Here is a 14069-nt window from a genome sequence, read left to right as displayed (position 1 = left end):
GGGGTGTCAGCGGCCGGAAACTTAAAAGCAGTCTGGACTGTTTTCATATTTCGGCCTACAGTGCAGATGTGACCTCCGACATAGCCCTCGCCAAACCGACTCGCACCCAGGCCGAGCGCACCGCCGCGATGCGCACCAGATTGCTCGAGGCTGCGGTCGACTCGCTGGTCGAGCTCGGCTACGCGCGCACCACCACCCAGGGCATCGCCCGCCGGGCGGGGGTGTCGCGGGGCGCCCAGCTGCACCATTTCCCCACCAAGGAGTCGCTGGTCGTGGCGGCGGTGGAGTACCTCGTCGACAAGCGGATGGCGGAGATCCTCGCCGCCGAAGTGGACGCCGATCGCGGCATCGACGTGCTGGCCGACGCCTTTTCCGGCCCGTTGTTCTATGCGGCACTCGAGTTGTGGGTGGCCGCCCGCACCGACCCGGCGTTGTTCGAGGCGACCGTTCCGCTGGAGCGGAAGGTCACCGAGGCGCTGCGACACGGGTCCGCGGAGGTGTTCGGTGATCGGTACGACGCCGACACCATCGAGCTCAGTATCGAATTGGTTCGCGGTCTCGCGGTGTCGGCACTGTTCCGGACCCCCGAGGCCGATCACTCAGCACGCGCGCGGCTGCTGCCGGCGTGGGAATCGAAGGTGAAGAAGTCGTGAGTCTTCCGCAGCATGTACACACTCTCGTCGTGGGAGCCGGTTTCGCGGGAATGGGTCTCACGGCTCGGATCCTCCGGTCCCGTCCGGAGGCCGATGTCCTGATCATCGAGCGTGGCCACGATGTCGGCGGCACGTGGCGCGACAACACCTACCCGGGGTGTGCGTGCGATGTCCCCACGTCGCTGTACTCGTTCTCCTTCGCACCCAGCGCCGACTGGAGCCACACGTTCGCCCGGCAACCCGAGATCTACCGGTACCTGAAGAAGGTCGCGGCCGACACCGGCATTTCGTCCCGGGTGGTGACCGACTGCGAACTGGAGGGGGCGAACTGGGATGACACCAAAGCGCTGTGGCATGTGCGTACGAGCCGTGGCTCGTTGACCGCCGATGTGGTGGTGGCGGCCACCGGTGCTCTGTCGACCCCGAGCATCCCGGACATGCCGGGCATCGACACGTTCGGCGGCACCACCTTCCACTCCGCGACGTGGAATCACGACCACGACCTCACCGGTGAGCGGGTGGCCGTCATCGGCACGGGTGCGTCGGCCGTGCAGTTCGTTCCGGAAATCGCACCGCACGCGAAGCACGTGACGGTGTTTCAGCGCACGCCGGCGTGGGTCATCCCGCGGCTCGATCGAGTGCTCTCCGATCCCGAGAAACGCCTGTATCGCCGGATACCTATGGCGCAAAAAGTAGTTCGCGGCTCTGTCTACAGTTTCCGTGAAGCGCTCGGCGGAGTCCTGGCTCATGCCACCGGACTGTTGCCCGTGTTCGAGATGGTGGCCAAAGCGCATCTGCGTCGGCAGATTCGCGATCCCGAACTGCGAAAGAAGCTCACCCCCGATTTCACGATCGGCTGCAAGCGGATGCTGTTGTCGAACGACTGGTTGCGCACGCTCGACCGGCCGGACGTCACGCTCGTCGACGCAGGCCTGGCGGGCATCACCGAGGACGGTGTGGTCGACGCGGTCGGGGGCGAACACAAGGTCGACACCATCATTTTCGCTACCGGTTTCACCCCCACGGAACCCCCTGTCGCACATGCGCTCCGCGGTGCGGACGGGCACACCCTCGCCGAGCACTGGAAGGGCAGTCCCCACGCCTACAAGGGGACGACGGTCGCCGGATTCCCCAATCTGTTCCTCATGTACGGCCCCAACACCAACCTCGGGCACAGCTCCATCGTGTACATGCTCGAATCCCAGTCTGCGTATATCGTCGATGCACTTGACACCATGCGGGACAACGGCATTGCAGCGTTCGAGGTGACAGAGGAGGCGCAGCGGCAGTACAACACGCGAATCCAATCGGACTTGCAGAGCACCGTCTGGAACAAGGGTGGATGTTCGAGTTGGTATTACGACGCGGAGGGGCGCAACTCGGTGCAGTGGCCGACGTTCACCTTCAGATTCCGTTCGCAACTGCAGCACTTCGACCGGGAGAACTACGTGGCGCGTCGAAAGACCGAGAAGGAGGCCGTCGCGTGACGCACTACGACGTGGTGGTGATCGGCTCGGGCTTCGGCGGCAGTGTGGCTGCCCTGCGGCTCACCGAGAAGGGGTACAAGGTCGGTGTCCTCGAGGCGGGACGGCGTTTCGCCGACGACGAGATGCCGGAGACCAGCTGGAGGCTGCGCCGGTATCTATGGGCTCCATGGATGGGTTGCTATGGCATGCAACGCATCCACCTCTTTCCCGACGTCCTCGTGATGGCGGGTGCCGGTGTAGGCGGCGGTTCGCTCAACTACGCCAATACCTTGTATCAGCCGCCCCGCCGATTCTTCGAGGACAAGCAGTGGGCGCATATCACCGACTGGCAGTCGGAGTTGGCTCCGTACTACGAGCAGGCGAAACGGATGCTGGGAGTGCGGACCAGTCCGTTGTTCACCCCGGCCGACGCAATCATGCGCGAGGTGGCGGAAGAGATGGGTGTCGGTGAGACGTTCACGTCCACGCCTGTCGGTGTCTTCTTCGGGGAACCGGGAGTGACGGTCGCGGACCCCTACTTCGGTGGCAAGGGCCCGGATCGCGCCGGTTGCACCGAGTGCGGTGGCTGCATGACCGGCTGTCGCGTGGGCGCCAAGAACACGCTCGTCAAGAACTACCTCTACTTGGCGGAACAGGCCGGTGCGCAGATACATCCGTTGACCACGGTGAAGGAGTTACGCCCACGCCAGGGTGGCGGATACGAGGTACGCACTCGTCGAACGAACGGAATCCGCAAGCGGGAGCGTACCTTCACCGCCGACCAGGTGGTGGTGGCCGCGGGCACGTACGGCACCGCGCGACTGCTGCTCGCGATGAAGGAGTCGGGGGCGTTGCCACGGCTGTCGCCGCGGCTCGGAACCGTAGTGCGGACAAACTCGGAGGCTGTACTCGCGGCCACCGCGAAGAACCGGAACACCGACTTCACGCGCGGGATCGCGATCACGTCCTCGTTCCACCCGGACGATCACACCCACATCGAACCTGTGCGCTACGGCAAGGGCAGCAACGCGATCGGGTTGCTGCAGACCGTCCTCAGTGACGGCGGGGGCAGGACACCTCGTCTGCTGAAGACTATCGGTGTCGCGCTCCGCAGACCCGACGCCTTCCTGCGCAGTCTGTCGGTACGGCACTGGTCCGAGCGGACGGTGATCGCGCTGGTGATGCAAACCGACGACAACTCCCTGGAACTCACCAAGGGGCGGGGCCGCTTCGGGCGCGCGGTCACCAGTCGGCCCGGTCCGGGCACTCCTCCACCGGAATGGATACCCCAAGGGCACACGGCCATCCGCAAGGTTGCCGACAAGATCGACGGTGACCCCGGTGGTTCGCTGGGCGACGTGGTGAACATCCCGATGACCGCCCACTTCCTGGGTGGGTGCGCGATCGGCGACTCACCCCGCGCCGGAGTCGTCGACCCGTACCTGCGGGCCTACGGGCACGACGGACTCCACGTGGCGGACGGATCCGTGGTCAGCGCGAATCTCGGCGTCAACCCGTCGCTTACCATCACGGCGCAGGCGGAGCGGGCGTTCGCGTTGTGGCCGAACAAGGGGGAGGCGGACACCAGGCCGGAACCGGGTAAGCCATACGTGCGTATCGACCCCTCACTCCCGCGCTTCCCGGTGGTACCGGCGGACGCACCCGGCGCCCTGCGCCTTCCCCTCACCGTGACGACCCGAAAGGAGACCGTCGATGTGGAGCGTGCCTGAATCGACCACCGACCGCACCGAATGGCCGGAGAGCTCGCCGCCGCCGTGGCGCGCCGAGGTGCGCGCGACGCTGTGGTGGCATCGCGCCACCGACGCCGCCCGCGAACTCGGCCCCGGGGGCGCCCTGTTGCCGGTGACCTTGGCCATGATGGTCGACTACCTCGACTCGCCCGTCGGACCGTATCGCGAGATCCTGGCCAGCCCGGTGCTGCGGGCACCCGGGCGTCGGACAGGTCCGATGCCGCGCATGGCGGTGCCGTTCATCGCAGTCGACTCGGAACCATCCGTCCACGGCGGACGCGTGCACTGGGGTTTGCCGAAGGTGCTGGCTGCGTTCGACGGGGACGTTCACGGTGTGTTCGAGGCGTCATCCGGGGCGTGGCGTGTGTCGACGACGGCGCACCCCCGCGGTCCGAGGCTGCCGATCGCGGGCGCGTTGGGATTCGCCCAGCCCGAAGAGTCGGGTGAACGCCTCCTGGCGGCGTCGGCCCGGCTGCGGGGGCACCTCCGGTACGCCCGCGTAGCCGTGCGAGCAGAAGGCCCCACTCTGGCCGACTGGCTGGTGCCCGGGACCCATCACGCTGTCGTGATCACGGGCCGTATGACCACCGGGCCGGCGAAGCTGCGCTGAGCGCGGGGCGCCGTCAACCGAGTTCTGTGACGACGCCTGCGAGGCGGGGCAGAACGGTGTCGCGCCAACCCGGACCCATGCGCTCGAAGGCGTCACGACTTCTCTTGTCGTCGAGGTCGAATCCGGAGTGATCGAGGAAGAGGCGGGTGCCAGTGCCTTCCGCGACGAGTTGCCAGTCCAGAGTCCAGTTCTCGGTGAAGGTGTAGACGAATCGCGCTTCGACCTCGACCTGGACGACCTGGCAGGGAACAGATCCCCAGCCCGGCATCTCGAGATGGAATCGATGCCCGACCGTGGGGGCGATGTCACCGGGTGCCCACCAGCGGGCAAGTAGTTCGGGCTCGGTGAGGGCGCGCCACACCTTCGCCGGTGGTGCGGCGATGAACTGGTCGACGGAAATCGCGGTGGTGGTGGGGTCGATCACGAGTCCTCCTCGAGGAAGTCGGCGAGAGTGCGGAGGCGATGTCGCCAGAACCGCTCGAACGGGTGTAGCCAGTCGCCGACGTCGGAGAGGGGCTCCGGGGTGAGGTGGTAGTGCCGCTGCCGTCCGGAAGGTTCGTCTCGAACCAACCCGGCCCGGCGGAGCACTTGCAGGTGTTCGGCGACGGCCGGACGGCTCAGGTCGAAGCGTCCCGCGAGGTCACCGGCGGTGTGCGGGCCGTCCGCGAGGATCTCGAGAAGGCGTCGACGGACCGGATTCGACAGGGCGAGGAAGACGAGGTCGTCTGGCACCCTCCGACGTTATGTCGGGAACTTCCGACGTGTCAAGTTTTTCCGACCCTTTGTTTTCTTGACTAATTCCAAAAGAGGGCCATACTGGGATACATGCGACACGACCAAGATCCCCGAGCGCAATTGCGCGGCGTGGGCCTCCGTGTCACTGCACCTCGGGTGGCAGTGTTGAATGCGGTTGCCTCGCAGCCGCATTCCGACGTCGACGACATTGCTGCCGTAGTGCGCGACCAGCTGGGTTCGGTGTCCACGCAAGCCGTGTACGACGTCCTGAAAGCGTGCACGGCTGCCGGCCTCCTTCGCCGCATCGAACCCGCGGGGTCACCCGCACGGTTCGAAACCCGCACCGGAGACAACCACCACCACCTCGTGTGTCGATCGTGCGGCACCGTCGCAGACGTCGATTGCGCCGTCGGTGACGCGCCTTGCCTCGAACCGTCACAGTCGCACGGTTTCCAGGTCGACGAGGCCGAAGTCGTCTTCTGGGGACTGTGTGAACAGTGCCGTCCCGACGCGACTGAACCCCAGTTCTGACCCGTCTTCCTACATCCCATCACCGCTGAGCACTCTGGAGGCTTTGCCATGCCGCAAACACAGCGCGCTACCACCACCAACGCCGGAATTCCTGTCGTCAGCGACAACGAATCGCTCACCGCAGGACCGCAGGGCCCCATCCTGTTGCACGACCACTACCTCGTCGAAAAGCTCGCCCAGTTCAACCGCGAGCGCGTCCCGGAGCGGGTGGTCCATGCCAAGGGCGGCGGCGCCTTCGGAGAACTGGTCATCACGCACGATGTGAGCCGGTACACGAAGGCGAAGCTGTTCCAGCCGGGAGCGAAAACCGAGTCGCTCGTGCGCTTCTCCACTGTGGCGGGCGAGCAAGGCAGCCCCGACACCTGGCGTGACCCGCGCGGGTTCGCCGTGAAGTTCTACACCGAGGACGGCAACTACGACCTCGTCGGCAACAACACGCCGGTCTTCTTCATCAAGGACCCCATCAAGTTCCCGGACTTCATTCACTCGCAGAAGCGTCTGCCGGGTTCCGGCCTGCGCGACCACAACATGCAGTGGGACTTCTGGACGCTGCGGCCGGAGTCGGCGCACCAGGTGACCTGGCTGATGGGTGACCGCGGAATTCCGAAGACGTGGCGTCACATGGACGGCTTCGGTTCCCACACCTATCAGTGGGTCAATGCCGAGGGTGAACGGTTCTGGGTGAAGTACCACTTCAAGACGGACCAGGGCATCGAGTTCCTCACCCAGGCGGAGGCCGACGAGCTGGCCGGGACGGCGCCCGACCACCACCGCGCCGACCTGTACGACACCATCGCCCGTGGTGAGTTCCCCAGCTGGACGCTGAAGGTTCAGGTCATGCCGGTTGCCGAGGCGGAGGGGTACCGATTCAACCCGTTCGACCTCACCAAGGTGTGGTCCCAGAAGGACTACCCCCTGATCGAGGTCGGCAAGTGGACGCTGAACCGCAACCCCGACAACTTCTTCGCGCAGATCGAGCAGGCCTCGTTCGAGCCGTCCAATGTGGTTCCGGGAATTGGCTTCTCGCCCGACAAGATGCTCCTCGGTCGTGTCTTCTCCTACGCAGACGCGCACCGGTACCGGATCGGCGCGAACTATGCCCAGTTGCCGGTCAACTCGCCGAAGAGCCAGGTCAACTCCTACTCGCAGGACGGGGCGATGCGGTACGCGACCAACTCGCCGGAAACGCCGGTGTACGCGCCCAACTCGTACGGTGGTCCCCACGCGGATGCATCCCTCGCCGGTGACGAGGGCCTGTGGGCGTTCGACGGGGAGTCGGTGCGCGCCGGCTACATCCAGCACGCCGAGGACGGCGACTTCACCCAGGCCGGCACACTCGTTCGTGAGGTTCTCGATGACGACGAACGCGACCGGCTGGTGAACAACATCGTCGGCCACGCACTCGGTGGCGTCAGCGAACCGGTTCTGCTGCGCGTCTTCGAGTACTGGAAGAACGTCGACGCCGACCTCGGCAAGCGAGTGGAAATCGGTGTCCGCGAAGGACAGAAACAAGCCTGAGGCGCACGACTTTCGTCGGTCCGGATGCGCCCGCAACGAAAACGACAAGTGAGGAAATACACCATGAGTAATCCCATCACCAGCACATTGAATCCCGCGCAGCAGAAGATCGCCGGTGACGCACTACAGGCCACCGTCGTGGATCTGATCGACCTCACCCTCATCGCCAAACAGGCGCACTGGAATGTGATCGGCCAGAACTTCCGATCGGTGCATCTCGCGCTCGACGAGCTCGTGACCGCGGCACGCGATTTCACCGACGAGGCAGCGGAACGTGCGACCGCGATCGGTGTCAGCCCGGACGGCCGCGCGGCCACGGTCGCACAGGATTCCGGTGCCAAGGGCATCGGCGACGGGTGGACCGAGGATGCCGAGATCACCGCGTCGATCGTCGGAAATCTCGCCGCCGTCATCGACCGACTGCGCGAGCGCGTCGCGGCCACCGAATCGGCCGATCCGGTAACGCAGGACCTGTTGATCTCCATCACGGCCCGGCTCGAGCAACTGCACTGGATGTGGCAGGCCCAGGGCGCCTGAGAGCGCTTCGGCCCGGAAGTATTTCTTCACTACCGACGGTGAGGAAGTACTCCCGGCGTGTGACTGGAGTGTCGGATGTTGTTGCTAGGTTGAGCGGTGTCAGGACACCGGCTCGGATGACCGTGTCCCGAGTCGGGGTCGAAAGGTGCGTTCTTCCATGGTCATGGGTCCTACCCACGCAATGTCCGGTGCTGCTGTCGGTTTGGCGACGGCAGATTTGCTTCCCCTGGAGTGGGGTGGGCCCACCTCGACCGCCGAGACGTTCACATTTGCGGCGGTGTGCGCGGGCGCGGCATTGCTACCCGACCTCGACACCAGCCAGTCGACCGTGGCACGGTCCTTCGGCCCCGTGAGCAGTATCGTCGCCAAGGGAGTCGACGCGGTATCGCTGGGTTTCTACACGGTGACCAAGGGTAAACGGGACGGTAAGCGTCGTGGTGGGCACCGCACCCTCACCCACACCGCGTTGTTCGCGGCGGGGCTCGGAACAGGTGTGTCGGCGCTTGTCGTGCAGTTCGGTAAGCCGGCGATCATCGCCACCCTGTTTCTCTGCCTGGGCCTGGCGCTCCGCGGCCTTGCCGGGGAGTTCGCCAAAGAGAAAGGCTGGTTAGCTGTTTCGGCGGTGGCTGCGGTGCTGTCGGCGCTCACTTGGCAGTCGTATCCCACCGAGGCCGGTTCCACCGGGCTCGGCGTTGCGGTGGCGCTCGGCTGCGCCACCCACTGCCTCGGCGACGCCATCACCAAGGAAGGTGTGCCCTTCCTCGCCCCGTTCCTGCCGCTGGGCAGAGAGCGGTGGTGGGAGTTCCGGCTGCCGTCTTTCCTCTCCATCCGGGCGGGCGGGCCCTTCGAGAAACTTGTTCTCGGGCCCGCCCTCACCATCGCCGTCGCGGTGATGATGATCTGGGCCGTCGACGGTGCACCGGAGGCGATCTACGACGCCTTCATGCCCGTCAGCCCGTAGGACGAATCAGGCTGCGAGCATCTTCTCGAGGTCGTCGAGTACCAGCATGGCACCGGTGGGACCAAGGGCGAGGAACCAGGTTTCGTCGCTGACGTGCACGGCGTGGCCGTCCTTGACCGCCTGAAGCTGGTTCCACAGCGGCCCACCGACCACTGCGGCCTCGTCGGTCGTCTCGGGTGCGCCGTAGCTGGAGTGGAAGATCCGGTCGGCATCCGCCTGCGAAATGGTCTCCTGGCTCACCTCGACCGCCAGTTCGTCGACATCCTGCAGTTGCGGGCGGGGCAGCCCCACATCCTCGAGGATGACGCCGATGAACGACAGATTGCCGTAGAGCCGGATCTTGCCGGCCATGAAGCGGACCAACGAGATAGTGGGCTCGCCGGTGATCGAGTCCCGCACCTCCCCGGCGCGGGTCTGATATGCGTTGAGTACCTCCTCGGCCTGCATTTCCTCGCCGAGCGCGTCGGCGGCCAGAAGGAAGTTCTCCTTCCACGGGAAGCCGGGACGGATGCCGAACACCGTCGGTGCAATGGAGGACAGTTGCGGGTACAGCTTGTCGGCCCGCAGCTTGCTGCCGAGGATCAGGTCGGGCTGCAACGCAGTGATCGCTTCGATGTTCAGGTTGTTGATCGTTCCCACATCCGGCACGCCCGACAGCTTGTCCGCGAGATACGACGGCTGACCGGCCGCGCTCTCCGGGCTCGCCAATCCCACGGGCGTGATGCCCAGCGACAGCACGTCGTCGAGTTCGCCGCCGTCGAGAACGACGACGCGTTCCGGCTTCTTCTCGATGACAGCCTCGCCGACTGCGTGCGTGACGGTGCGCGGAAACGCGCCCGGTTCGGCATCGGTACCCAGTTTGGCGGTCTCTTCGTCCGCCGTGGCGAAGAGTCGTCCGCCGGTAGCGACCTCGGTGTTGCCGGAACTGGACCCGGTGTCGGTGGTGCCGCAGGCGGCGAGAAAGACGGTGGCCAGAGCGACGAGTCCGGCGCGTAGAGGAACCCTCGTAGACATGAGGGCAGGCTAGCCTACTGTGGGTGGGGTGGGTCTCCGGGAGTCACCGACAACCGTCCACAACGAAGAAAGAGGCTCCCTCCGCCTGCGCGGAGGGAGCCTCTTTCAATCCCACACTGTCGGGGTGGCGGGATTTGAACCCACGACCTCTTCGTCCCGAACGAAGCGCGCTACCAAGCTGCGCCACACCCCGTGTCGAACCTCGGCTAGCTTACAGTACAGAGTCAGCCGCGAATAAATCCGCAGGTCAACGGCGTATCGCAGAGCTTTCCGACGGCTCCGTCCGACCCTCGCCGACACCGCTGTCCGAGCCGCCACGCTTGGCCGGTACCAACGTCAGCAACGTCGCCTCGGGACGGCAGCAGAAGCGGGCCGGAGCCCACGGCGAAGTCCCGATACCCGCGGACACATGCAGTCGGGTGTGGGCGCCCCACTTCGACGGACCCTTGACCCGGGAACGGTCGATCTGGCAATTGGTGACCAACGCCCCGTAGAACGGGAGACACAACTGCCCGCCATGGGTGTGGCCCGCCAACACCAGGTCGTACCCGTCATCCGCGAACCGGTCGAGCACCCGCGGTTCGGGGGAGTGGGTGAGGCCCAGGCGCAGATCGGCCAGCGGGTTCGGCCGGCCGGCGATGGTGTCGTAACGGTCGCGCTGCAAATGGGGATCGTCCACCCCGGCCGACGCGATCCGGACCCCCGACACCTCGAGATCGCGGCGCACGTGCGTGACGTCGAACCACCCCCGCTCGGTGAAGGCAGCGCGGAGATCACCCCACGGCAACGGTTCACCCAGGACGCGCTCATGCTCCTTGCGGAAGTACTTCAGCGGGTTCTTGGGCTTGGGCGCGAAGTAGTCGTTGCTGCCGAAGACGAACAGGCCCGGACGGGCAAGCAGATTCCCCAGCGCCTGGACCACCGCGGGGACGGCCCGCTGGTGGGACAAATTGTCGCCGGTGTTCACCACCAGGTCGGGTTCCAGGTTGTCCAGTTCGCGCAGCCAATTCTGCTTCAGACGTTGTCCGGGCATCATGTGCAGGTCGCTGATGTGCAGCACACGCAGCGTCGACGACCCGGGCTCGAGGACCGGCATCGTGACCTCACGGAGCGCGAATGCGTTGCGTTCGATGAGCGAGGCGTAGCCGACACCGAGTGCGGCGGCGCCCGCCGTACCCAGCGCGGCGCGGGTCAGATTGGTGCGGAACTCGTTGGACACACTTCCAGGATACGGGTGAGTGCAATCGAGTTGCAGGGTACAAACGGGTACTCGGCATTCCCGTGCATGTGACGCGATCCGGGCGCGTAGCGTTTCCGCCATGCCAGATTCACTGAAAGCAAGACTGCGCTCCGACATGACGGCCGCCATGAAGGCGAAGGATTCGCTGCGCACCGCCACTATTCGCATGCTCATGGCCGCTGTGCAGACCGAGGAGGTCTCCGGCAAGGAAGCCCGTGAACTGACCGACGACGAGGTGCTGAAGGTCCTCGCGAAGGAGTCGAAGAAGCGCGGGGAGTCGGCCGAAATCTACACCGAGAACGGTCGAGGGGAATTGGCGGCACAGGAGCGGGCCGAAGCCCAGATCATCGACGAGTACCTGCCGACCCCGCTGACGGATGCCGAACTCGTCGACGTCGTGGATACGGCCATCGCCCAGGTGGCGGAGGAGATCGGGGAGCGTCCCGGCATGCGCCAGATGGGTCAGGTCATGAAGGCGGCCACTGCGCTCGCGGGCGGCAAGGCCGACGGCTCGCGGTTGTCCCACGCGGTCAAGTCGCGCCTCTGATCTGCAGTGCGTGGGAAAGTGCACGCCAGCGCACCTTCCCACGCCCAGATGGTCAGCGCGGTATGGGCGGCAGCTGGATCGGCGGCAGACCGGGCAGCTGGATGGGCGGCACGGGGATGCCCTGCCCGGGTACCTGCTGCGGCGCCGCGCGCACCGATCCGTCGCTGATGTAGATCGTGATGGTCGAACCGGGGATGGCCGATCCGGACGGTGATGCGCCCGTGACCGTGCCCTTCGCGGCCTGAGCCTGAGTGGTCACCGCATTCACGGTGAAGCCTGCTGCCTGGAGCCGTGAGGTTGCGGCCGACTGGCTCAGTCCGACGACGTCCGGAACCTGGCCGTTCTGCGACCCCCGCACATACTTCTGGTCGATCGGCGGCAGGGTCGTCGGTCCGAAGTTGTTGGCGATCGGATTGATCGCCGCGTACCACGTGCGGGCCGGTTCGTTACCACCGAAGAGGTTGCCATCACCACACGGACGCAGCGGGCTCGAGCAGATCTCGCCCGGTGTGGGCGAGTCGCCGAACACGTACACGGCTGCGGCGAGGTTGTTGGTGAACCCGAGGAAGCCCGAGGACATGTGTGACTCGGTGGTGCCGGTCTTGCCGGCCATCGGGAGCGTCCAGCCGACGCTGCCCGCCGCGGCGGCGGATGTGCCACCGGGCTTGTCGTCCTTGCTCATCGCGTTGGTGAGGGTGTCGGCCAATCCCGGCTCGACAACTTGCTCACAGGCCTGCTGGGTCACCGAGACGGGCTTGCCTTCACGGTCGAACACCGAGTCGATGGGAGTCGGCGGGCACCACTTGCCGTGCGAGGCGAGTGTGGCTGCGACATTCGACAGTTCGAGGGGATTGATCCAGGTGGGCCCGAGCGTGAACGACCCCAGATTCTGGTCCTTCTGGAAATCGGCCATGCTGCGGTCGTCGAAGCCGGAGGTGCCGGGCTCGGTGTAAGAGCGCAGCCCAAGACGCACCGCCATGTCGACGGTCGGGGCGACGCCGGTGGCCTGGATCAACTTGACGAACGCCGTGTTCGGCGACTGCGCGAGCGCATCCGTCACCGACAGTGCCGCCGGATATCGGCCGGCGTTTTCGACGCAGTAAGTGGCGACCGGGCACCCTCGCGCACCACCGCTACCCATGCCTCGGGCCTCGAACCGCCCGGGGACGTCCAGCACGGCACTGGTGCCGAGTCCCTTCTCCATGGCGGCGGCGGTAGTGAAAATCTTGAAGATCGACCCGGCGCCATGACCTGCCAGTGAGTACGGCTGGGCCTGGACGGTCTCACTCGCGTTGGCATCGAGGCCGTAGGTGCGGCTACTCCCCATCGCCAGAATTCGATGCGAATCCTGGCCCGGTTGGACGACGTTCATGACGTTGGCGATGCCGTCGAGATTCGGCCTGGCATTCGCGGTGAGCGCCGCCTTGGTCGACGCCTGCACGGCCGGGTCGAGGGTGGTCTTGATCAGGTAGCCGCCCTTGTCGATCTGCTCGCGACTGATTCCGGCGTTGGCCAGATACTGCAGCGCGTAGTCACAGAAGAAGCCGCGATCACCTGCGGCAATACAACCGCGCGGCAGCCGGTTGGGCTCGGGGAGCACACCGAGCGGTGTCTCTTTGAGCGCCCGGAACTCCGACGCGCGGTCGGGGATATTGGAGATCATCGTGTCGAGCACGACGTTGCGGCGTTCGAGCACGCCTTCGGGATTCGTGTACGGGTTGAGAGCCGAGCTCGACTGCACCATGCCCGCGAGCATCGCGGCCTGCCCCGCGTTCAGTTCGGACGCGTCGATGCCGAAGTACGTCTGCGCGGCGTCCTGAATTCCGAACGAGGCGTTACCGAAGGGGACGAGGTTGAGATACCGGGTGAGGATCTCGTCCTTGGTGAGTTCCTTGTCGAGCGTCAGCGCCATCCGGATCTCACGGATCTTGCGTGCCGGAGTGGTCTCGATCGCGGCGCGACGTTCGGCGTCGGTCTTTGCGACGACGAGTAGCTGGTAGTTCTTCACATACTGCTGGTCGAGCGTGGACGCACCCTGCTGAACTTCACCACTGGTCGTGTTGGTCAGGAAGGCACGCATTGTGCCCTGCCAGTCGACGCCCTTGTGCTCGGGGAAGCGGCGGTCCTCGATCGAGACGATCGCGAGTTTCATCTCGTTGGAGATCTTCTCGCTCGGGACTTCGAACCGTCGCTGCTCGTACAGCCAGGCGATGGGGTTGCCCGCGGAGTCGACCATCGTCGAGACGGCCGGGACGGTGCCCTCGACCAATTCGGCGGAAACGTTGTCGACGGTGTCAGCCGCTCTGTTGGACATGAAACCGAAGCCGCCGGCGAGCGGAAACATCACGCCGGCGAGCAGTACACCTGCCAGGGCGGAGGATCCTGCGAGCTTCCCCACTGTTTTTGCAATCGACACGATCTACAGAGTACGTGGGCTCTGCGGGTCCGCTGGTTGGGCGCGGATTTCGACCGAGAAAATGCCCTGAGCACGGGGTATGGACGGCCG

Annotated in this window: 14 protein-coding genes and 1 tRNA gene; 9 read left to right on the top strand and 6 right to left on the bottom strand. The window is 65.6% G+C overall.

What is annotated here, in order from left to right; genetic code table 11:
* Positions 1-128: 128 nt before the first annotated feature.
* From NOF53_RS21635 to NOF53_RS21620, 4 genes are read left to right on the top strand one after another with little or no spacing between them, the layout of a single operon-like run.
* Positions 129-653, top strand: a complete 525-nt coding sequence (locus NOF53_RS21635) for a TetR/AcrR family transcriptional regulator (RefSeq protein WP_255972662.1) — start codon at positions 129-131, stop codon at positions 651-653.
* On the top strand, positions 650-2140 hold the full coding sequence (locus NOF53_RS21630) for a flavin-containing monooxygenase (protein WP_255972557.1): 1491 nt from the start codon (positions 650-652) through the stop codon (positions 2138-2140). Before NOF53_RS21635 ends, NOF53_RS21630 begins: the two co-directional genes overlap by 4 nt.
* Positions 2137-3849, top strand: a complete 1713-nt coding sequence (locus tag NOF53_RS21625) for an FAD-dependent oxidoreductase (protein WP_255972555.1) — start codon at positions 2137-2139, stop codon at positions 3847-3849. Before NOF53_RS21630 ends, NOF53_RS21625 begins: the two co-directional genes overlap by 4 nt.
* The gene (locus tag NOF53_RS21620) at positions 3833-4480 is read left to right on the top strand and encodes an acetoacetate decarboxylase family protein (RefSeq protein ID WP_255972553.1); all 648 of its coding nucleotides are present in this window, start codon (positions 3833-3835) and stop codon (positions 4478-4480) included. The genes NOF53_RS21625 and NOF53_RS21620 overlap by 17 nt, the downstream gene beginning before the upstream one ends.
* A 13-nt stretch (positions 4481-4493) precedes the next feature.
* On the opposite strand, the gene NOF53_RS21615 is transcribed toward NOF53_RS21620, so the two are convergent.
* On the bottom strand, positions 4494-4904 hold the full coding sequence (locus NOF53_RS21615; protein ID WP_255972551.1) for an SRPBCC family protein: 411 nt from the start codon (positions 4902-4904) through the stop codon (positions 4494-4496).
* Positions 4901-5212, bottom strand: a complete 312-nt coding sequence (locus tag NOF53_RS21610; RefSeq protein ID WP_255972549.1) for an ArsR/SmtB family transcription factor — start codon at positions 5210-5212, stop codon at positions 4901-4903. The genes NOF53_RS21615 and NOF53_RS21610 overlap by 4 nt, the downstream gene beginning before the upstream one ends.
* A 93-nt stretch (positions 5213-5305) precedes the next feature.
* Between NOF53_RS21610 and NOF53_RS21605 the strand changes: the two genes are divergently transcribed.
* The 4 genes from NOF53_RS21605 (at position 5306) to NOF53_RS21590 (ending at position 8762) form a co-directional block, all read left to right on the top strand.
* Complete coding sequence (locus tag NOF53_RS21605; protein ID WP_255972547.1) at positions 5306-5746, top strand: Fur family transcriptional regulator; 441 nt, start codon at positions 5306-5308, stop codon at positions 5744-5746.
* Positions 5747-5794: 48 nt separating this feature from the next.
* Positions 5795-7264 (top strand): catalase, encoded by a 1470-nt coding sequence (locus NOF53_RS21600; RefSeq protein WP_255972545.1) that lies wholly within the window; start codon positions 5795-5797, stop codon positions 7262-7264.
* Between the two features lie 63 nt (positions 7265-7327).
* Complete coding sequence (locus tag NOF53_RS21595; RefSeq protein ID WP_255972543.1) at positions 7328-7801, top strand: Dps family protein; 474 nt, start codon at positions 7328-7330, stop codon at positions 7799-7801.
* 157 nt (positions 7802-7958) lie between these two features.
* Positions 7959-8762, top strand: coding sequence for a metal-dependent hydrolase (locus NOF53_RS21590; protein ID WP_255972541.1), 804 nt, complete (start codon positions 7959-7961; stop codon positions 8760-8762).
* Positions 8763-8768: 6 nt separating this feature from the next.
* On the opposite strand, the gene NOF53_RS21585 is transcribed toward NOF53_RS21590, so the two are convergent.
* The 3 genes from NOF53_RS21585 to NOF53_RS21575 all read right to left on the bottom strand — a co-directional run bounded on the left by NOF53_RS21585 (position 8769) and on the right by NOF53_RS21575 (position 10995).
* Complete coding sequence (locus NOF53_RS21585; protein WP_255972539.1) at positions 8769-9776, bottom strand: ABC transporter substrate-binding protein; 1008 nt, start codon at positions 9774-9776, stop codon at positions 8769-8771.
* 119 nt (positions 9777-9895) lie between these two features.
* Positions 9896-9969, bottom strand: a tRNA-Pro gene (locus tag NOF53_RS21580).
* Positions 9970-10023: 54 nt separating this feature from the next.
* Complete coding sequence (locus NOF53_RS21575; RefSeq protein ID WP_255972537.1) at positions 10024-10995, bottom strand: metallophosphoesterase; 972 nt, start codon at positions 10993-10995, stop codon at positions 10024-10026.
* Between the two features lie 100 nt (positions 10996-11095).
* Between NOF53_RS21575 and NOF53_RS21570 the strand changes: the two genes are divergently transcribed.
* Positions 11096-11563, top strand: coding sequence for a GatB/YqeY domain-containing protein (locus NOF53_RS21570; RefSeq protein ID WP_255972535.1), 468 nt, complete (start codon positions 11096-11098; stop codon positions 11561-11563).
* A 52-nt stretch (positions 11564-11615) separates the two neighbouring features.
* Here NOF53_RS21570 and NOF53_RS21565 read toward each other — a convergent pair whose 3' ends face one another.
* On the bottom strand, positions 11616-13961 hold the full coding sequence (locus NOF53_RS21565) for a penicillin-binding protein (protein WP_308213856.1): 2346 nt from the start codon (positions 13959-13961) through the stop codon (positions 11616-11618).
* Positions 13962-14069: the final 108 nt, after the last annotated feature.

It is taken from the genome of Rhodococcus tibetensis (assembly GCF_024438035.1).
GTDB lineage: Bacteria > Actinomycetota > Actinomycetes > Mycobacteriales > Mycobacteriaceae > Rhodococcus_F > Rhodococcus_F tibetensis.
Note: the sequence above shows the minus strand (reverse complement) of the source record. Positions and strands in the feature narration are given on the sequence as shown.